The following is a 19,453-nucleotide window of genomic DNA, read 5'->3' as shown; positions in this document are numbered from 1 at the left end:
AAATTAAGTCTGAACAATGGAAGGTTTACATCTTGAAGGCATCGACGTGAAGGAAATAAAATTGAAAAGCGGCCATTTTACGCTTAAAACAAATGCTTTTCTTTCATTTGTGTATATCGCCAAAGGAAAAGGGAGCTTTAGATATGATGAACGGAATATTGATTTTACAGAGCATAAGCTCTTTATTGTTCCGCAGCAGGAGGTGTATCATTTTGAAAGCGAAGATGCAGAACTCATTGCAATACAGTGCCCGATAGAATTTATTGATAAAATCCGCCTGGAAGCAGACCGTATTGAAAGTTGTGAAAACCTGTATAAGTTGCAGTATATCAGTAATAATTATCATGCAAAAGCAGGATGTGTATTCAGAAATAAGGATGATGAAAAACTGGCGGAAGTCCTTATCATGCAGGTTGCCAGGGAATTCAGACATAAAGCCGAGGACTATCTCATTATCCGCAACTGTATCTCTATTTTGCTGAATCTTATTGCCCGCAATATCATTAAAAGTGAGACTTCTGATTTGCAGGAAAACAGAAAAGCTTTTTCCATCATGAAAATCATTGCTTATATTCAGCAGCACATAAAGGATCGGGAGAAAACCAATATCCAGACTATTGCCGGGCATTTTGGAATTTCAGGAAATTATTTCGGGGAGTATTTTAAACAGCAGACCGGGATTTCCTATCAGGAGTATTTGTTGGATTATAGGCTTAAATTGGTAGAAACCTATCTGAAATACAGTAGTGTACGCCTGAGTGAAATTGCATATGAACTTCAGTTCAGTGATGAAAGCCATCTTTCAAAGCTTTTTAAAAAATACCGGGGCGTTAGTCCGGGAACGTATCGTAAAAAATTAAAATAGAGCCATTTCGTATTGACTTTTTGTGTTATGAATAGAAGTGATAGTATTTAAATTTGGTTTAATTTGCTTACTGTTTTGTTTTGTATCATTTTGTATTTCAGTATTTTAATGTTTTTTTTAAAATAAATATAGTTAACTATATAGTTGACTGTATTTTTTATATATTTACAGCAAACATTTCAATATGGATTTTGATTTTATTAAAGAACTCGGATACAAAGCACTGGACAGCAGACTAAAAAGAATCAGTGACCGGATGTCTCATGACGTGAGAAAATTTTATAAAGAATTCGGAATCGATGTAGAGCCCAACTGGTATCTTATCCTGATGTTGTTGCAACAAAAAGGAGAAATTTCAATCACCGATATTGCGGAGCCTCTGGGATATTCGCATCCGTCGGTAGTGGTTATTGTTAAAAAAATGAGCGAGAAAGGCTATCTGCTGGTTAAAAAAGACCGTACAGACAAACGGAAACAGATTATTTCACTTTCCCCAAAGGCCATCGAGATGCTGCCTCAGCTGGAGCAGATCTGGGATAGCTGTGAAAAAGCAATTCTTCAACTTATATCGGAAGATCTTACCATTCTCTCTTATCTGGATGATATAGATCACGAATTGAAAAGCGAATCTTTCTATAGCAGATTTAAACAACAATATTTAAAATCAATACACTCATGAAAACAATAATTCTCATCGCCGCCTTTCTTTGTACCAACCTGATGGTTTCAGGTACAGAGACCAAAGTCATGATCAGGGCAAAAGCAAGGGACGCCAAATTTATAGGAAGTTCGCTGGGAGGAGCTCACATCATTATCAGAAACAAACTGAATCAGAAAATTCTTGCAGAAGGAAATACAACCGGAAGCACGGGGAATACTGATCTTATTATGAAAACGCCTAAGGTAAGAGGAAATTCAATTGCTGACGAACAAACAGCAGGATTTATAGCCAATATTGATATAGATGAACCTACCTTCGTTAATATTGAAGTGGTCTCCCCATTGAACAGCAGACAGTCTCAGGCTGTCGTAAGTACTGAGTTATGGTTAATTCCCGGAAAAGATATTTTAGGAGAAGGAATTATTCTCGAAATTCCAGGATACATTATTGATATTCTGAAACCGAGAACCCATCAGTATATAAGTCTGAATACAATTAAAGATAAACCGTTCCAGTTCCAGGCGAATATCGTGATGATGTGTGGCTGTGTGATTGATAAAGGCGGAGTATGGAATTCTGATGAAATTGAAGTGAAAGGGATTCTTAAAAAAGATGGAAAGTTCATTAAAAATGTAGATATGTCACTGGTGGCGACTAATCTGTTTGAAGGAAGCCATCTCATCAATACAGCAGGGAATTATGAACTGATATTATATGCCTATCATAAAAAAACAGGAAACACAGGAGTAGACAAGGTTAATTATGTAGTTTTTGAATAATAATTTTAAACTGAAGGCTGGGAGTTATTGAAATTTTAAAAATAACTTCCAGTGTCCAGTTTTAAATCGACTTAGTTATTTAGAGTTTTCAAAGATTAGAATTCCCCAGAAAAAATGATCGGGAGGAAGTGAGTCCCAATGATTATAGGCATGTCCGGAATCAGACAGATAATGAAGACTGTATTTTCCTTTAGGTAAAACAACTTCCTGAGTGACTTTCCGATTTTTTAACGCGCCGCCAGCATGTACAGAAGGCTGCTTTTGCATCTGCCATATCCTTTTTCCGGAATGATCCTCAATCCATCCATAGTCACACCATATACTGCCGTCTCCGGAACATCTTTCACCTACACCATATATTTTCAGAGAAACAGGTTGGGAAAGCGTGAAAGGCTGTACACTATTTTTATCGATGCCTACATTCCGTATACCTGCAATCATTTTTCCGGTTGGGATCTGATTATTGTTCGTTTTATTATTCTTTTTATATACTTCATATATTTTTTGAGCTTTCAGAGTATCGCCTTTTACAATGGCCATAGAGGCTTGTTCAATTAATTCTTTATTTTCCAGTTCAGGATCGGGATCTTTACTTTTGTTGATGAAACAACGGTAAAACAGGCTGGCTACAGGAGACATCATCAGGTCACCGTCACCAAGAGGAAACGGTTGGCTTAGTTTATCCGTATTGCACAGGACGGCTAGTGTGAGATCCAGAGAAGGTACCTTTACAAAAAGAGCCGATTCACCATTGGTCTGCCCATAATGCCAGTAATAGTCAACACCTTTATAAGATTGTACAAACCATCCCAGCCCATAAGGAGTAAGAGATCCTGAAACCGTACGGTTGGGGCTGAAAATCTGTTTTTGGGAAGCTGAAGAAACCAACTGATTACGATCAATCGCATCAGAATATTTCAATAAATCGCCGACACTGGTTGCCAATCCGCCAAATGCACCAAATTCATTCAGATATTCAATTCTTTTAACATTTCCTGAGGAAGAAAGCTCATAAGGTTTCGCAAGACGGCTGAAAGTATGGTCAAAGAAAGGAAGTACTGTGGGATACTTGTTCTTGTATTCATAGAACTGGTCCAATGTTATTGCCGGAGCAGAAGAGATCATATTCAGGGGGATCAGGATTCTTTCTGTGAGCAAACGGTAAAAAGGTACTCCTGCAGCCTTTTCAAGTACAGTGCCAAGTAATCCGTACCGATAGCCGTTATATTGAAAATAATTTCCCGGAATCCCTTCCGATGAATGTGTTAAGAGTTGTTTTACAGTGATTGAATGATTGCCTAGATCCAGATCATATTTACTGATCGGATCCTCCAGATTCAGTTTTCCTTCTTCTACAAGCTGCATGACCAGAGTTGAGGTAAATGTTTTAGTAACGGAAGCAACCCTGAAAGTGGTCTGATCAGTAGCGGGAATTTTTTGTTCAAGATCAGCAAATCCATAACCTTTTTTAAGAAGAACCTTATTTCCCTGTTTCACCGCAACAGCCATCCCCGGTATTTTTAGCTGAATACGGATCGAATCTATTCCTGTACTGAAGAGGTTTGTTTCGGTCTGCTGCGCACAGAACGGATTTATTTTAATGATCAGAAATAACAAAATAAACTTTCTCATACCTCAGTTCGGGATTGATGAAATGCTCTTCTCATGCGCCGGAATAAAACTAATCAGATTTTTTCAGTTCTGCAAGGGGGTAAAGGGGTGATTTTTAATAGAATGGTTATTTTTTAATATGTTGTCATCTACGTTTTCAGAAAGACATGATCTTCTATATCCAAATTAATATTTGTCCAATAAATAGAGCGTATTTTCCCGTTGCTGTAACTTTCGGCTGCCCGCTAGGTTTGGTTTGTTCCTGAGTGTTTTTGTTTTTTTGAGGATTTTAAACAGTTTCAGAGGTATTCAACTCTTTTTTTTTAGTCTTTTCCTATTCATTATATCATATTATTTTCATTAGTTCAAAAATCGTAGAATTACTACAATTTTTCAAAAAAATCCTATTTCATTTTGCCGTGATTTTTTATGGTGATATATTAGCCATATAAAGCCATGAAATAGTTAAATCAAATAATAAAATAAACCATTGAAAATGATGTTGTTAAAAGTGGAAAAATTGGAGTGGTTTGTTCCTGATATTAGCGTCTACAAACAGTTTTATACCGACAGATTACATCCGGGATCAGTATGTAATAGGTCTGAACTGTTTTGAAAAAATGGCCTTATGTCTGAAACAACAGTTAAAATATAAACACATCACAAAAAAAATTATATCATGATTAAGAAGCCAAATGAGAATCTGCCTAAAAATAAAATAGACAATAAGGCGAAGTTTATGGGTAAAACTTTGCACACCAACGATCCTACAGTAAGTGAAGACAAAGTATGGTCGAAACAGCCTACTTCCAAAATATTTAATGCTCAGGGAATTCCTGAAAACGCTGTTGCAGGAATTAACAGAGTGGTGAAACTGGAAATTTTTGTAGAAGGTAAAGCCATCAGATTCTTCAAACATTTCAAACTCAAGCAAAGCGCGGTAAAGCATCATGAATTTGATCTGATCCTTGCTCACGATACCTTAGGAAGTGCAGAAAACCACAACCTGGAAGAAGCACAAAGCTTTTTAGGAAAAAGAATCACGGTTATTTTCAGATATAAAGATGTGGAAAGCGGCCCGGAAAGAACTTTTGTAGGAGTGATTACAGAAGTGGGTTTCAGCCAGGAAAAAGGAAGCCTTGGAAATATCGTTCTTACAGGCTTTAGCCCAACCATTCTTTTAGATGCTGCTCCTCATATTCAAAGCTTTGGAGGTGCCCAGCCGATAAGTTTGAACAGTATTGCCAGTGAGGTAATCAAAGAAGGGCTGGGGCAGGAGAAATTTGATTTCAGAGTAGATGCCCGCTATGGAAATGTTCCTTACAGCTCACAATATGAAGAGACTCACTACAATTATCTGGCAAGAATAGCCGAATCTTACGGAGAACAGTTTTTTTATGATGGGGAGATCCTTCATTTCGGAAAGCTGCCTCCACAGGAAAAACCTGTAAAGCTTGTCTATGGCAGTAATCTGAGCGATGTGAAAATCAGAATGAAGGCACAGCACGTTAATCCTACTTTTTATGGATACAACAGCAGTCAACACGAAAAACTGACCACCGGAGCTTCCAAAGTAAGCCATACTTCAGATATTGCAAGAAGAGCTTATGAAATCTCTGAAAATACTTTTAAAACCCCATCATTAAGAATAGCTCCTATCAATGCATCTACATTTATGGATGTAGACTCATCCCAGAAAGGGACTACAGGAAGTAAGGCCGCACAGGTCTTCATCACCTCAGGAGACATGACCGTTCCGTTTTTATATCCCGGATGTATTGTAGATCTGGAAATGCGTAAAACGGATACAAGTGATACATCCTATTTTACCAAGCTGATGCTTACTGAAGTTATTCATGAAGTAGATGCCAGAGGATATTATGACGGTCATTTTGAAGCGATTGCTGCCGACACCGGATTTATTCCGCGCCCGGAATTCCATGTACCTAAAGCAGAGCCACAGGTTGCTACCGTTATTTCCAATACCGACCCTTTGAATCAGGGACGTATACAGGTACAGTTTGACTGGCAAAAAAATAATACCACTCAGTTTATCAGAATGATGAGCCCGGATGCAGGAGGGACAGATCAGATCACTCAGAACAGAGGATTTGTGGCGGTTCCCGAAGTGGGAGATCAGGTTATGGTAGGTTTCGAATACCATCACCCGGACTTTCCTTTTGCGATGGGAGGAATGTTCCATGGTCAGGTAGGATTAGGAGGTGGAGTAGACAACCATATCAAATCTATCCAGACCAGAAGTGGGAATAAAGTCATCTTTAATGATACAGAAGGCAGTATTTTCATTGAAGATCCGAGTGGAAACACTTATCTGATGGATGGTAAAGGAAATATTACCGTGACCGCTCCTAAAAATATGACCTTCAATGTAGGGGAAAACCTTACCGTAAATGTAGGACAAAATATGAATACTACTGTTGGAGCTGACCAGAGCAATATTGTAGGGATGAACAAAACGGAAAGTGTTACTATGAATTCATCACAAAGCGTTGGCGCTATGAAAATGACTTCTGTAGTGGGAGATGCCAGTATGATGATTACTGGGAAGCTGACGGAGATTATAGACGGAGATGTCCTTAGTGAGACAAAGAAAGAGAGGAATGAGGTGAGCAAAGGAAAAATCGTATCCCAAAGTGAGGGTACACATGAACATCATTCCGGAACACAGGTGAAAAATAACTCTTCTGAAAAGAGTAACAATTTCTAAACCTTAGAAGATGAGCAGAACGAGAATTGTAAAAGGAAATATTACAAAAAAGATTGGTGGCAATTATAAAATATATTCCAAAGAAAGTATAGAGAATATTGGCTCCAAAGTAATTCAGATTGGTAAGGAAAATGGAGTAATCTATGGTGAACCTGAAATTCCTGCTACAGAAAATAATGAAGAGGTGATTACCTTTGAATCGGAGCTTTATATGCATAATGATCAGGAGTTAAAAATACCTTATCTTGATGAAACGAGGATTTTCAACTATAAAACATCCAAGCCGTTTGTAGCAGGGATCAAAAGTATGTTTGGAGATGATATCCGACATAAAGCAGCAAAGGCTTTAATGCAGGATCTTCTGAACAAGAGTTTACCTTATCCAAAATATGAGGTTGATCGAAAGCTATCCAATTATCATGGTGGTTATTATCATGAAGGGACAATCTATATTAATGAAAATTTAATTTTAGAGTCGGAGAAAGATCCGAAGAAATCATGGTTGCTTTTCAGAGTGGTGATGGAAGAAATCGGACATTATATTGATGATATGCTAAGGAATAAGTATGACTCTATTGGTGGAGATGCACCAGATGATGAAGGTGTTCTTTTTACAGCCGACTTTATCCGATTTAATGAAGCCCTGACAAAAAGTTTTGAATTTGCCAGTGTAAAAATACGTTCGAAGGACGGAAGTACCCGTGAGTTCAAACCAAAGGTATTATACGAAAATCCGAATACGGAGATGAAGGCTCGTGACTTATTGTATATGCTGGAAAAAGAGGATGATCATGGTATTGTGACTCTGAAATCAGGTGAAAAAGTAACTGTTGAATTCTTTAAGATCAGAGGTGGTGGGGCTGTACATGAAGATATTACGAAACAAGCTGCTAAAGTAGCTGGTGTGGTTTATGACTATAGGTTGGATGAAGGCTGCGCATGGCCAGATGTACCATGTGCAAATGAAGATTCTATTGAAACCTGCTACTATGCGACATGGAAAAACCTTGAAAAAAAGGGAACCATGGCATATGAATCTCATAATGGATCAAAACAGTTCTGGCATTCTATGGCACCGGCAGGAAATAATACGAACCAACAGGTTATAGAACTGATTGTGGATCAGGCAAAAAAATGGTTTAAAAAAGGCTTTGAAACACCTGGAGATGACGGATTATTCCATATTGGCAAAATGTTGCACATGGTTCAGGACTCTTATTCATTATCCCATGTTGTGCGGGATCAGAAAAATAACATTATCCAGTTTCAGGGGTATGATGTTCAAGATTCGAGTAAACATGGGGAATCTGATAAGGATGGAGACTCAAAAGGAGCTAAAGATGCTATGCTTGCATCAGTTTGGATATTAACGTTTTATAAAGAAAGCAAAAAACATGGCGGAAAGGTGGATATCTACTTCCCGGCATTGGAAAATTATTTAAGAAATACAGTTTATCCTCTGGTTCAAGGAAGAGGAGGGGTGAAAGCTGGTGGAACTTTAGATCAGTTTAAAAAGAAGGCAGCATAGACTGTAGAAATACAAAAAGTAAAAACTTAATTGTGTTTTTTAATACTAAATATTAACAATGAATAAATTACAAATATTTCCTATTATTATAATAGCAATACAACTGATCAGTTTAGGTCATTTATACTATACTTATAAATATGGCAGTACGCAGATTCCGGCAGCATTTATTGAGCTGAACATTCTGGCAGCGGCTAATATTATTATCCTGATCTTGTCTTATTTCTTTTATTTCAATGCAACGGAGAAGCAGAGTCTTTGGTGGGTCCCGGTATCTATTTCTGCTATTGTTATTGTCTTTACATTGATTTGTTATATTATTATGTGGATCGATAAATATAAATAAAATCTACTTTGGGAATGATGATATATCAAAAGCATTTAAAACGATATTTAATAATATGAAATGTTGCAGTGCTGTGTTTATCATGGGTACAGAAGGATAAGCATCCTGATATTAAAACTCTGGAAGAGCTTATAAGTTCTGGTAAAGTAAATCTGAAAATAGGATATGAGTCTAAATCAGACTATGAAAACAAAAAAATAATTGAATAGTAAGAGAGGTTAAAAAAATAACTTATAAGAATTATCAAAAAATAGGTAATCCTTTGGCTAAATAATCTTCTAATAGCTAATCTTTTATTGATCAATAAAAAAAGAAATATGAAAAAAGTATCATCATCCATTGTTGTATTTCTTTTCTTGGCAAACACTAGTTTGTATTCACAAAAAGTAGCTAATAAAGACAATTATACAGCTCAGGTACAAGAAGAAGAGGGGGATTTAAATAACGATAAACGTAATGATAAGATTGTGGTAGAAATGGATGTGAAAGATGATACCAGACCGTTAAGAGTACAGATATTCCTCTCCCAACAGGATAAGAAACTTCATCTGGCGGTTTCTTCCACAAAACTGATCGAAAGCCAATACCCGGCCAATAAAAAAGGAGAATATAATGGCAATCCGATTCCAGGGCTTTTTATTGAAGACGGTACATTAAAAATGCTTACCAATATTAATGACCGTAAAAGCAGCTATGAGTTCAGACTGAACAAAAATAATTTTGAACTGGTTAAAATATCAAGAGTATTCTGGAATGGGAAAAATACAACCTTTGAAACAAAAATTGACTTAATCGCCAGAACGAAAATAGAGTTTCAGCAAGAATTAGGTTCTGATGAAATCTTAAACAAAAGGAAAAAAGAGATAAAGATTAATGCATTGCCAAAAATTCAGGATTTAAGTTTTTCCGATTTAGAAAAGTTTTAAGATTTCCGGTTGAATGTTATTTCTTTATAATTAAAATGAAAGATCCTGCAAGACAAGAATATACAAAAGTAAAAGTAGAAGGAATTCTGAACCTTACACAACTTTCCGGGGAATATGAACTGACTCCGGAAGAATTGGTTGATTTTCATAATAAATACTGTAGTCTTCAGGAATTATTGACCCTGTCTCTGCCTAAATATGTGGAATACATTTATATTCCTTCAGATAAGTTTAAGATCCGGGATCATAAATTATTGAAAAGTGCCTCATTAGAGCTGCCCGTGCACTCTAGTGAAAAAATATATGGGGTTATCATCAAATTTCAGCCTAAAGATCTACAGATTCATTATAAAATAAGGGTAAGAAGAACGGCATCTTATGTTGAACTTGTTAAGGAAAAAACATACGTAAACAATCAGGAAATTGATAAAATCATAGAACAGCTGTTTGAAAAAGCAGAACAGGTTTTATATCCGCTGCAGATTGCAGTTGGAAAAAATGGAAGCCTTGACAAAGTGGTCAATCATGAGCAGATAGCGAATCGTTGGAAAAAGGATAGTTTTCCAAAGCTGAAAGAATATTATCAGTCTGAAATAACAGATCAGATCCTACAGCAGATGGATATTGCCTATACCGATCTTAATCTGAAAAAAGATCTGTTTGACAGAAATATATTTTATAAACTCTTTTTTCTGCCAATTTACAAAGGGTATCCTCAATTTTTGAAAAAAGATTTTCTACAGATCTACTTTTCAGGATTATCGCAGGAAGTTGGATATGAAACTGAGTTTGCGTTGAGCAGAGAATATACAAGAGGGAATAAAATAGCCTTAAAAATAACGGGTTCTGAAGAAGAAAACCTATTTAATAAAAACAATCCTAAAGGACAGATAGATCTTCTGTACAAACTGAATAAAGAGACAAAAGAAATATTTTCAATCACTGGCTATTGCTCAACTTTTGAAAAAAATACTGAATACAAAATCGATTTTCAGTTGTATGAACAGTAAAATATAAAAACCAAAAAAACACAATATTACTATGAGTGAGAAACATTTAGTTTGCCAAGGAGCGACCTGCCAATGCAAATTTGGGACAACTCCTGATAAACTTGCTGTAAAAACGCAAAGCAAACGCTACATCAATGAGAAGGATGGCGGCAAAAAACTGATGGCCACCCATGTAGACATAGGACCCACTTTCGAGAAAAATACTTTCGGCTCCTGCAAGAAAATGAATAATAATCCCTGCCAGGCAGTAGTCACCCAATGGAGCGGCTATTATGAAAAGATCACGCTGCAGGATAATAATGGAAAAGCTTTGTTGGAAGACAGTAAAGCTACTTGCCCTGTCGGAGGACCGGATTGTATTACGATCACTAATCACGGGCAGACCGCTGAAGCTTCTGCTCAGAATGTGAAAAATGCGGATAAGGAAGTTCTGTCTGAATTGTTACCATTTGTGAATATAAAAAGTAAGGTTAAAAAGTATATTCCAATCAACTAATACATTGTCATGGAAAACGCAAAAGAAACTACGGAAAATAAAGACAATGCTCCGCTGCATATATATATAGAAACTAACTCCGGGCAAGTATTTCATAAGGATATTGGCTGGCTGGAACTCAGGAAAGCAGAAAGCTTCAATGTTTATATAAAAGAATATAAGGATAGAAAAGATGTTTTAGATCAGCAGAAAGAAAAAGATTTAAATGCTGCTAAGAAAAACCATGCAAAAAAGATCAGTGATGTAGAAAAAGAAGAAAAGGAAAGCTTTGATTTTATCCTTAAGAACTATAATGACTACAATGCAGGTAAAGTAAAAGCTGAGACTTATGATGCCAATGTAAAAAAACGGGAAGAAGGAATCGCAGCCCGTGATAAGAAAAGAACAAAAATTAACAATGATAATAATGAGGCTGTTAAAGTGATCAATAAGAAATATGATGATGATTTAGCTGTTATTAAAGCTGATTACGACTCTGTACGATGGGTACAACAGCTCATAGGAGATCGAAGACCTGAGCTTACTGCAGAAAGCTTCAACGAAGCCGTTACGATGGGGACTACTGCTATGAAATTTACCTTTGACGAATTTTTAGAAGGTGGAGGAGCTGTATATCTGGAGCCGTTTTGGAGTGGTACAAAACCTAAGGGTAAATATCCGAATGGAGTCATTATTAATGCGAAAGGTGAGAAGCCTGATGTAATGCTTGCACAATGGGAGGATGCTGACAATAATGTGATTACCAAAACATTGAAATTCGGATCATCGGTATATCTGAATGTCTATACCAGTGCATTATATGGAAATAATATAAAAGTACAGTTAAAAGATAAAGACAAGGTAATAAGACTGATTACTTTGGGGCTTACCAATGCTGATGATGATCTTTATGCTGTAGAATATCTTAATAATAAAGTTGAAGAAAGAACAAACGAAGATATATCAAAACAGGGAACCTATTTTGAAAGAGCTGTTTCTGTACATGAAGCAAAAAAAGCACCATCCATTGCCAAAAAAGGTCTTCTTGTAGAGGATGATGGTAACAAATACGATGGCATTCCTGCGAGAAAAATCAACATACAGAAGTGTAGGTTCGTAGTATTTATAGATCCACTATGGCAGACTATGGGCGGAGAATCTCTGGAAATCTATCCTGTGGTATATCATGATTCCATACCTGGTAAGAAAAAAATTCTACAGGATTGTATATTAAAAGTTGATAAAAATGCAACAGATGAAATAAAAGTAGAGGAATCCAACTCAAACCAGGTAGTGGTTGTCAGCCAGGTGGAGACGAATATGCAACACTTTAATCTATGCGGCTATGATACGATTACAGCCTTTTTAGATACTACAGAATACCCCGTATTTAAAAGAAAAACGTCACAGATTGATCGCGAATTGCTTCTGGAAATTATTGCAAATGATAAAGAAAAAAATCTTTATATCTATTTGCCAGATCTTAATACCAAAGAATGTACATATCATAATATAATAGAATATCATACCGGAAAAGTTATTACTTTAAAAAATCCAGAGAGTCATTATAAAAAATTGAAAAAGACTGAGGATGATATTTCATTTGATGTCAGCTATCCGAAACCTTCAGCACAGCTGGCAATGGATTATGCCTGGCTTCCTAGTGCACAACCAATAAATTATGGTTTACAGTTTACAACATGTCGTTTTCAACATCCTCTTGCAATTAAGGTATATCCCGAACTGGAGTATACTTTTAATGCACACTTGGGTGTAGATGAAAGTGAATATTTATATGTTACTCAAACTAAAAACTATAGAAAAAGAGACTATAAAGGTAAGAAGAAAGATGGCACAAAGGCTGCCAAAAAAGATCATAATAAAAGGATAAAAGAAAACTTTAAACAGGACGTAGACAATCAAGTCAAAAAAGATAATTTTCGGGAAAAATATAAAGTTTCTATAGGTGCTGAATATAAGTTTGGAGAGGGAGATCCTACGACAATAGAACTGACAACTCTGAAAACATTACAGGATATTATTGAGAATGTAATGTACATGTACGATACCATAGATTCTTATCTGCAGGGAGATCAGATGAAACAGATTGAAGAAGGAGAGAAATTTGATGAAAGTGGGAACAAGATTCCACAAACTCTAGCACAAAAAGAAAAAAATAAAGCTGAGTATCAGGCTAAACAAAAGCAGAGACAGGAGAAAAAAAAGAAAAATATGCCGGAAACGAAAGGGGCTTCCGGCTCAAAAAAAGATAAAAGGCTAAAAGGAGGTGGTTTTCCTGTTCGTCTTGAGGTTACACCACCTAAATTTACAGGGGGTGTAACCTGGAGCTATAAACAGAGTCAGAAAAGTCCTAATTTAGTAGGAGTCAATTATCAATTTAAATTTGGGGCTCTTCCTTTGGTGGGAGTTACAGGTAGATTAGATCTATTGTTTGTGGCACAGTTTATTCCATATGTTGGTCAGGTTGTGAAAGGATTGGATAAAGCGGTTGCTGCTGTTAATAAAGTAGGTGATGCTTTAAGTTTCCTAAAGTTAGGTACATTGGAAGCTGAATACTATTTTGATCTGGTTGCTACTACTCAGCTGGATATTGATGTTATTAAAGGAATGAGCTATCATACAATAGATGGGTTCACAGGTGGACATTTACAAATAGAGTCTCCTTTGTCCATTAGTCTAGAAGCTGGTGGAAGTATAAAAGCACAGTTTTTAGATGTAAAGGGTGAAGCCTCTATTTCCGCTTCTGCTACGGCAAAATTTAAAATATATTATGTCTCAGATAAAAAAGAATTCTTAACTTTTGAGTTTGAAGGTGTAGAAGGTATTGTTAAGACTAAATTTGTTCTTAAAGAAGAAAAAGAAGATGAAGAAGAAAATGAGCCAGATCAACCGGAAAAAGATCCCGAGCCTGTACCTATACTCAGCGGTTTTAAAATAGAAATACCGCTGTTTAAAGCGCAAATTGTAGAAAATCCCCATAAAGATGAAAAGTAAAATATTATTATTTGCTGCGTTATTGCCATTATTAATGGTGCAATGTCAAAAACAAGATAAAAAAGAAACAATGGAACTTAAAGAATATAAATATAAGAATGATAAAAGAATAGTTTATGGACTAGACGTTGCTATTCCGGGACCTTATGAAGCTTATGTAAATGATGTTTTGGTAGAACAGAGTAATGATCCGGGCATGCATAACACTCTTATTAATATTAACCAGGCAGTTTTAAAAAGTGGGACTTATAATTTTAGAATAAAAGTTTACCCTACAGTAGGAGAAGAAAATGGGATTGGGCCTGGAACGTTATCTTTTCTGAAAGTAGGCTTGGCCAGATATGAAAAAATACCGGTAGGAGAAGGCGCTATGCCAGATACGTATAAATATTTAGAAAGTTTTCCTATTCCTAAAATTGATAAACCAGTCCCATTTTATGAAGTAACTGGAAAATTTACAGTTGAGGTTCCCTATGAATTAGAGGGATGGAGTAAAGGACAGGACCTAAGTAAGATGGATCAAAAAAAATTACAGGAAAAAGTTGTTGACTATTATCAGAAATTATGGAATGTATTGAATGAGGGGGAAGGTAGTAAATGGGAAGAGTTAACAGATCATAGAAGACAAGAAACCTTGGTATTTCATTATTATTCAAAAAATGAGTTAATGGAGTCAGTTCAACAAGAGAAAAGTGAGATTTCAGAAAGAAAAGGAAGAATGGCTCCTTTGGAAGACTATATGATGAAGATCTACGGTAATGGAAAATTAGTTGCTTTAGAAAGAATAAGCCATACAAAAGAAATGAACAAAAAAGAAATTGATGCAAAGGGAAGAAGCCCACTTATAAGGAACGGTAAAATTAAGGGAGTGAGCTTTTATCCCGTAAAATTATATTTACCGGAAGGAAGTAGTGAGTTTGTTATTATCCGAAAATAATATGTGCATAACCGCCTTTTCTGTAGCTTTCTATAAAATATGACTATCCATCCAGTATTAACAAAAACATGATTTAGCCCACAGTATATTCAATGAAGCTAAAAAACATTTTTGGAATTATACTTCTGATAATAGGCGTTTATTTATTATATGGAATATATAAATCTTCTTTGCCTATCATCTATGGAACCAAAGTAAAAGCAAATATCATTGGTGTTGATAGTGTGAAGAGCAAAAGATTTACTTATGTGTACTATCCTGTTCTTCAATTTAGCCACAATAATCATAATATTAAGTTCACAGATAAAAGTAGTAGCGTCAATAAAGAGATTCCTAAGGCTGAGGTTATGGTGTATTATGATAGGGACCATGGCGTTAGTGAAGGATTTACCACTGAGAAAATCATTTTTCTGATAATAAGTATATTAATTATTTTGTTTGGGCTTGTGAGTTTTATCAAAAATTAGTTTTCAACAATCATATCATGCGTTCGTTTTCATTATTATTTACCTGTCTGTTTTTATTTTCGTCCTGCTATAGCCAGGATAATTTCAGCAGGGGAGAATCTTTACTGGGGTATGATGACATTGATAAATCCGGGATGAACAGAAAGACATTTATAGATATGCTTTTATACATTCCAAAAGGATCACAAAGCCTGCAAATTATCAGATAAGTACATGTTTAATAAAAATAAAGAGCTGCAAGAAGAACTCAAAAAAGTTCATGAACAATACCAGGAAAATAAAAGGAAAATAATGCCTTTGACCCGTTCTGCACTTATGCAGATAGGAATTAATCTCCTATGGGCTATCTTTAATATGTATATGTTCTTTGAAAACAAAAGTGTAGAAAAATTTTCATTCTTCAATTTTTGGGTGATGTTTTTTTTATTGCTCATGAACATTCCATTGTTTATCTATAAAGAAAATGAGAAAGAGAGTAAAAATAGGTTTGCAGCTATTTACTTTTTTTGTGCGTTATCAGTGTTTACTTTATTTCTTTTTTTCATATCATACAATCTTGCTATGGTATTTACTGTAGCTTCATGGTTGCCTAATTATATCTATTCATACTCTATAAAAGATAAAAAAGTGATAAATAATCTGAAGGGAAATACAGGGAGTTTTATAATTTTTTGGCTAGGTCTTTTGGTAATAAGTATAGTAGTCAGCATTTCAGGACATTCTTTCAATTCTGAATTTTTTACTGAAGGATATAATTATGGGTATCTAATCAATGCAGTATATAATTTATTTTTTATAATATTAATTTATTATTCAACCCGCTATCGGAATATATCTGTTTGAAATGGATTATGAAATAAAACTGTAAATAATATGTTCGGAGCCCACATTAAAGAATATCAATCGATCTACATAAGCATTATTACGGTGCTTTTTATACTGTTTCTTTCTTACAGATGGTGGACCGGGGAAAAGCGCGTTAAAAACATATTTAAACCTATGATTATTGTAATGGTAGGTTTTATCTTTTATCAGGTGGTCATCTTAGTGGTATCGGTAACGGTGTATCTGGCTCATACAGCCGGAGATCATATATTCTCAGATAGCCGGGACGCTATTGTGGTAGATTATAAAATGGAGAAAAACAGACGTAATAAAGGAGCTCTGTATTATCCCGTTGTTACTTACGCTAATCACGCAGGACATCAAACTAAAGCCATTGTTGATACTGGATTTCAATATTCAATGGCTCCAAAGCTGCAGGAAAAAGTGAAAATAGTGGTCAATGAAGGCAATGATGAGGTAAGGCTGATTACCGATGTGAAATCGATGCTGATGGTAGGAGAATTATTATTTGTTTTCTTTGGAATCCTTATTTTAGTTGGGATTACGGATTATGCCCTTACCTCCCAGATCCGTCATCTTCAGGTTTTTGGGATGATCAGTGTTTTTTATATTGTCATTCCTCTTCTCGTTATTGGAGCAGGGTATTTCTTTGGAAATTCTGCTTATAATTACTACCTGAAGAATGATTTCTCAAGCCGTTTCTGGATTCATATTTCCATTGTAGCGGGCTGTATCCTTTTTATGACAGGTTATATTAATATGCTGCGAGAGCAGTTTAAGAAGAAGAAAAAAGTAAAAAAGAAAAAACTTCAAAAGAGCTAAGTCAGCTATTTTTTCTCTGAAAATATTTGTATTGATAAAAAAAAATTAACATTAAATAAAAATATCATCTCACTAATTGTCATATATTTAGAAGAGTAAAATTCTCTTTCCAATGAAATATACTGATAGATTAATGTTTAAAACTCCGGACCAGGACGATTTTCAACGATATTTTGAAATCAATGCTGATCCCCAAACCAACCTTTACAATCCCTATGGAGCGATGAGTTTTGAGAAAGCAAAAAGTACTTTTGATGCTTTAACAGACCACTGGAGAGAACATCAGTTCGGATTTTGGGCAATTTCTGAAAAAGAGAACCCTGATTGGGTGATAGGTTTCGGAGGCTTAAACTATCGGTTATATGGGCATGTGGTAAAACTTAACCTGGGATACCGTATAGACAAAGATTTCTGGAATAAAGGATATGCTACAGAAATAGGAATGCATACCATTCAGTATGGATTCGAAGAATTGGGACAGGATCAGATTTTTGCCGTAGTAAGACCTGATAATCTGGCTTCTATAAAAGTGCTTGAAAAATGTGGCTTAGAACTATTTGATGAACTGAATGATATTCCGAATCAAAAAAATAGTCTCATCTTTAAAATCCAGAAAAGTATTGAATAGATCAGAATAACTTAAAAAAGGTAGATTTAAAGAGCATTAAATACCTCAATAATAGCTTCGATAAGTCCTTTTTCTATCGCTTTTTCAGAGGTGTTCTCAGGAAGCATTGCCCGCAAATTTCCTTCATCATCCCGCTCAAAAACCACTTCGATACCATCTACATCTACATAAAATTTGTAGCCATACGTGAATGTGGCCAGTCGGCCGTTGAAAATGTATTCTTTACCTTTATAAGTTACCGGGACTTCAAATTCTTCCATTAATATTCATTCAAATTCAGACGCAAATATCGGAATTATCCTCATAAACCCCTTCATCGTAAGCTAAAGATTTTTAAAATAGCCCCAACGGATCATTTCCCAATTTTTTTAAGAAGATTTATTACCAATAGAAAGTATTGATGGGTATTTAGATTCTGGAGATAGATAGAATTACTCCAGATAGGGTTAAGTGATGTATCTAAGATCCATATTACTACTGATAAACGCCAGAAGTGTCTCTGTTTATACAATCCTGAAAAAGATAAAATATAAATTATAAGGATAAAAAAATAGTAGGTATCCATTATTTCTTATCTAAAATAAGTAGGATAATTTTGCAGAAGTATAACGTAGGGGAAATCTTTCAAATGTTAAGATTAATTCTAAAAATTTATAATTTATAACATCTTATTAAGAACATTAATAATGTTTTAGGGTTAATTTCTTTATGCATCACTAAATATTCAGTCTGTTACTTCAATATGGTCTGATCTATACAGCAACAAACCTGAGGTTGAGATGTTAGTTAGTTTTTAAGAAAGATAATAACCTGTTGAAAGCCCTAAACGGCCTGAATTTACAAATGATGATAATTAAGAAAAAACAAAAAACACCAAATGAATTTCAAAGATATTCATATAGGACAAATGATTGAAAAGAGGGTTTCAGAACTTGAGATAGAGATGTCCCGCATCAGTAATTTTTTCCAGGAAACAGATCAAAACATCTGTGAGATGTATCTCAAAGAAAATCTTCCGACCAATATCCTCCTAAAATGGAGCAAACTTTTAAAGTATGATTTCTTCAGGGTTTACAGTCATCATTTGATGCTGTATGCGCCATCAGCGATCAACGAAAAACAAGAAGAAGAAAAAAAGACAGTATTGCCTCAATTTCGCAAAAATATCTACACCAAAGAAATTATAAGTTTTGTACTTGAGCAGATAGTAACGGGAAGAATGACGAAAGCCCAAGTGATTGAACGATACAGAATCCCTAAAACAACATTATACAAATGGGTAAGCAAATATAAAAACTCAAATATCTGATTGTAATTGAGGGGATTATATGGGTATATTGTAAAAACAAGAAATTAATGGGTAAGGTCTAATTTTTACGGTTAAAATTTAATAAAGACTTGGTTTGTAAAATATTATGGAAAAATTAACGATTAATTACCATGCAATTTATGCGGATATTCTGGAAGATAAATTTCCTCAAAAAAAAGAAGAATGCAGAACTTTGTTGGAAAAGCAAAATTTATCCGCCATTGACATCATTGAGTTGAACAAAAAAATCTTCGGAATCCCCGACAAAAAAGAAGAGTCTGAAAACCAGAAACATCGGTCTTATAAAAAATCCGACATTATTGAAATTTTAAATTATCAGAAACAGCAACAATTTAACAACTCTCAATTGGCTGGGCACTTTAAATTGAGCCGGAACACGGTAGCAAAATGGAAGAAAAATTTTTTGTAATAACAAAGAAAAATTTTAAAACCTTTTTTAGTTAATGAATACAAATAATAGCCCCAACGGATGATTTCTC

20 protein-coding genes are annotated in these 19,453 nt (G+C 35.1%); 18 read left to right on the top strand and 2 right to left on the bottom strand.

Annotated features, from left to right (window positions below):
• Positions 1–16: 16 nt before the first annotated feature.
• The 3 genes from AC106K_RS08360 to AC106K_RS08350 all read left to right on the top strand — a co-directional run bounded on the left by AC106K_RS08360 (position 17) and on the right by AC106K_RS08350 (position 2,305).
• Complete coding sequence (locus tag AC106K_RS08360) at positions 17–865, top strand: helix-turn-helix domain-containing protein (RefSeq protein WP_482444460.1); 849 nt, start codon at positions 17–19, stop codon at positions 863–865.
• Positions 866–1,049: 184 nt separating this feature from the next.
• Positions 1,050–1,544, top strand: a complete 495-nt coding sequence (locus AC106K_RS08355) for a MarR family winged helix-turn-helix transcriptional regulator (protein ID WP_482444458.1) — start codon at positions 1,050–1,052, stop codon at positions 1,542–1,544.
• Positions 1,541–2,305, top strand: coding sequence for a hypothetical protein (locus AC106K_RS08350; protein ID WP_482444456.1), 765 nt, complete (start codon positions 1,541–1,543; stop codon positions 2,303–2,305). Before AC106K_RS08355 ends, AC106K_RS08350 begins: the two co-directional genes overlap by 4 nt.
• Positions 2,306–2,380: 75 nt before the next feature.
• Here AC106K_RS08350 and AC106K_RS08345 read toward each other — a convergent pair whose 3' ends face one another.
• Positions 2,381–3,937: a serine hydrolase domain-containing protein gene (locus AC106K_RS08345; RefSeq protein ID WP_482444454.1), complete on the bottom strand. Its 1,557-nt coding sequence runs from the start codon at positions 3,935–3,937 to the stop codon at positions 2,381–2,383.
• 718 nt (positions 3,938–4,655) lie between these two features.
• Between AC106K_RS08345 and AC106K_RS08340 the strand changes: the two genes are divergently transcribed.
• The 13 genes from AC106K_RS08340 (at position 4,656) to AC106K_RS08280 (ending at position 17,644) form a co-directional block, all read left to right on the top strand.
• Entirely contained in the window at positions 4,656–6,644 is a 1,989-nt protein-coding gene (locus tag AC106K_RS08340; protein ID WP_482444756.1) for a type VI secretion system Vgr family protein, read from the top strand.
• Positions 6,645–6,654: 10 nt separating this feature from the next.
• The gene (locus tag AC106K_RS08335; protein ID WP_482444452.1) at positions 6,655–8,172 is read left to right on the top strand and encodes a hypothetical protein; all 1,518 of its coding nucleotides are present in this window, start codon (positions 6,655–6,657) and stop codon (positions 8,170–8,172) included.
• A 58-nt stretch (positions 8,173–8,230) separates the two neighbouring features.
• Positions 8,231–8,518 (top strand): hypothetical protein, encoded by a 288-nt coding sequence (locus AC106K_RS08330; protein WP_482444450.1) that lies wholly within the window; start codon positions 8,231–8,233, stop codon positions 8,516–8,518.
• 317 nt (positions 8,519–8,835) lie between these two features.
• On the top strand, positions 8,836–9,444 hold the full coding sequence (locus AC106K_RS08325; protein WP_482444448.1) for a hypothetical protein: 609 nt from the start codon (positions 8,836–8,838) through the stop codon (positions 9,442–9,444).
• Between the two features lie 35 nt (positions 9,445–9,479).
• On the top strand, positions 9,480–10,454 hold the full coding sequence (locus AC106K_RS08320) for a hypothetical protein (RefSeq protein WP_482444447.1): 975 nt from the start codon (positions 9,480–9,482) through the stop codon (positions 10,452–10,454).
• 31 nt (positions 10,455–10,485) lie between these two features.
• Entirely contained in the window at positions 10,486–10,950 is a 465-nt protein-coding gene (locus tag AC106K_RS08315; protein WP_482444445.1) for a DUF4280 domain-containing protein, read from the top strand.
• Positions 10,951–10,959: 9 nt separating this feature from the next.
• The gene (locus tag AC106K_RS08310) at positions 10,960–13,944 is read left to right on the top strand and encodes a hypothetical protein (protein WP_482444443.1); all 2,985 of its coding nucleotides are present in this window, start codon (positions 10,960–10,962) and stop codon (positions 13,942–13,944) included.
• Positions 13,934–14,881 (top strand): hypothetical protein, encoded by a 948-nt coding sequence (locus AC106K_RS08305; protein WP_482444442.1) that lies wholly within the window; start codon positions 13,934–13,936, stop codon positions 14,879–14,881. Before AC106K_RS08310 ends, AC106K_RS08305 begins: the two co-directional genes overlap by 11 nt.
• Positions 14,882–14,973: 92 nt before the next feature.
• Positions 14,974–15,348 (top strand): hypothetical protein, encoded by a 375-nt coding sequence (locus AC106K_RS08300; protein ID WP_482444440.1) that lies wholly within the window; start codon positions 14,974–14,976, stop codon positions 15,346–15,348.
• Between the two features lie 17 nt (positions 15,349–15,365).
• Positions 15,366–15,557, top strand: a complete 192-nt coding sequence (locus AC106K_RS08295) for a hypothetical protein (RefSeq protein ID WP_482444438.1) — start codon at positions 15,366–15,368, stop codon at positions 15,555–15,557.
• A gap of 4 nt (positions 15,558–15,561) precedes the next feature.
• Complete coding sequence (locus AC106K_RS08290) at positions 15,562–16,191, top strand: hypothetical protein (RefSeq protein WP_482444436.1); 630 nt, start codon at positions 15,562–15,564, stop codon at positions 16,189–16,191.
• Positions 16,192–16,347: 156 nt separating this feature from the next.
• Complete coding sequence (locus AC106K_RS08285; RefSeq protein ID WP_482444435.1) at positions 16,348–17,016, top strand: hypothetical protein; 669 nt, start codon at positions 16,348–16,350, stop codon at positions 17,014–17,016.
• A 112-nt stretch (positions 17,017–17,128) separates the two neighbouring features.
• A complete protein-coding gene (locus AC106K_RS08280; RefSeq protein WP_482444433.1) occupies positions 17,129–17,644 on the top strand; it encodes a GNAT family N-acetyltransferase in 516 nt (171 codons plus the stop codon).
• 26 nt (positions 17,645–17,670) lie between these two features.
• Here the strand turns inward: AC106K_RS08280 and AC106K_RS08275 are convergent, their stop codons facing one another.
• A complete protein-coding gene (locus AC106K_RS08275) occupies positions 17,671–17,904 on the bottom strand; it encodes a hypothetical protein (protein WP_482444431.1) in 234 nt (77 codons plus the stop codon).
• A gap of 617 nt (positions 17,905–18,521) precedes the next feature.
• Between AC106K_RS08275 and AC106K_RS08270 the strand changes: the two genes are divergently transcribed.
• Both AC106K_RS08270 and AC106K_RS08265 read left to right on the top strand, forming a co-directional pair.
• Positions 18,522–18,953: a transposase gene (locus AC106K_RS08270; RefSeq protein ID WP_482444429.1), complete on the top strand. Its 432-nt coding sequence runs from the start codon at positions 18,522–18,524 to the stop codon at positions 18,951–18,953.
• 106 nt (positions 18,954–19,059) lie between these two features.
• The gene (locus AC106K_RS08265) at positions 19,060–19,383 is read left to right on the top strand and encodes a helix-turn-helix domain-containing protein (protein WP_482444427.1); all 324 of its coding nucleotides are present in this window, start codon (positions 19,060–19,062) and stop codon (positions 19,381–19,383) included.
• The last annotated feature ends 70 nt before the right edge of the window (positions 19,384–19,453 follow it).

The sequence above is a fragment of the Chryseobacterium sp. FR048 genome, assembly GCF_056844665.1.
The sequence above is the reverse complement of the archived record's forward strand: the minus strand, read 5'-3'. Positions and strand labels throughout refer to the sequence as shown.

Bases quoted from the DNA above. Each gene is read 5' to 3' on its own strand.
- AC106K_RS08360 (WP_482444460.1), top strand. From the start codon at position 17: ATGGAAGGTTTACATCTTGAAGGCATCGACGTGAAGGAAATAAAATTG.
- AC106K_RS08355 (WP_482444458.1), top strand. From the start codon at position 1,050: ATGGATTTTGATTTTATTAAAGAACTCGGATACAAAGCACTGGACAGC.
- AC106K_RS08350 (WP_482444456.1), top strand. From the start codon at position 1,541: ATGAAAACAATAATTCTCATCGCCGCCTTTCTTTGTACCAACCTGATG.
- AC106K_RS08345 (WP_482444454.1), bottom strand. From the start codon at position 3,937: ATGAGAAAGTTTATTTTGTTATTTCTGATCATTAAAATAAATCCGTTC.
- AC106K_RS08340 (WP_482444756.1), top strand. From the start codon at position 4,656: ATGGGTAAAACTTTGCACACCAACGATCCTACAGTAAGTGAAGACAAA.
- AC106K_RS08335 (WP_482444452.1), top strand. From the start codon at position 6,655: ATGAGCAGAACGAGAATTGTAAAAGGAAATATTACAAAAAAGATTGGT.
- AC106K_RS08330 (WP_482444450.1), top strand. From the start codon at position 8,231: ATGAATAAATTACAAATATTTCCTATTATTATAATAGCAATACAACTG.
- AC106K_RS08325 (WP_482444448.1), top strand. From the start codon at position 8,836: ATGAAAAAAGTATCATCATCCATTGTTGTATTTCTTTTCTTGGCAAAC.
- AC106K_RS08320 (WP_482444447.1), top strand. From the start codon at position 9,480: ATGAAAGATCCTGCAAGACAAGAATATACAAAAGTAAAAGTAGAAGGA.
- AC106K_RS08315 (WP_482444445.1), top strand. From the start codon at position 10,486: ATGAGTGAGAAACATTTAGTTTGCCAAGGAGCGACCTGCCAATGCAAA.
- AC106K_RS08310 (WP_482444443.1), top strand. From the start codon at position 10,960: ATGGAAAACGCAAAAGAAACTACGGAAAATAAAGACAATGCTCCGCTG.
- AC106K_RS08305 (WP_482444442.1), top strand. From the start codon at position 13,934: ATGAAAAGTAAAATATTATTATTTGCTGCGTTATTGCCATTATTAATG.
- AC106K_RS08300 (WP_482444440.1), top strand. From the start codon at position 14,974: ATGAAGCTAAAAAACATTTTTGGAATTATACTTCTGATAATAGGCGTT.
- AC106K_RS08295 (WP_482444438.1), top strand. From the start codon at position 15,366: ATGCGTTCGTTTTCATTATTATTTACCTGTCTGTTTTTATTTTCGTCC.
- AC106K_RS08290 (WP_482444436.1), top strand. From the start codon at position 15,562: ATGTTTAATAAAAATAAAGAGCTGCAAGAAGAACTCAAAAAAGTTCAT.
- AC106K_RS08285 (WP_482444435.1), top strand. From the start codon at position 16,348: ATGATTATTGTAATGGTAGGTTTTATCTTTTATCAGGTGGTCATCTTA.
- AC106K_RS08280 (WP_482444433.1), top strand. From the start codon at position 17,129: ATGAAATATACTGATAGATTAATGTTTAAAACTCCGGACCAGGACGAT.
- AC106K_RS08275 (WP_482444431.1), bottom strand. From the start codon at position 17,904: ATGGAAGAATTTGAAGTCCCGGTAACTTATAAAGGTAAAGAATACATT.
- AC106K_RS08270 (WP_482444429.1), top strand. From the start codon at position 18,522: ATGAATTTCAAAGATATTCATATAGGACAAATGATTGAAAAGAGGGTT.
- AC106K_RS08265 (WP_482444427.1), top strand. From the start codon at position 19,060: ATGGAAAAATTAACGATTAATTACCATGCAATTTATGCGGATATTCTG.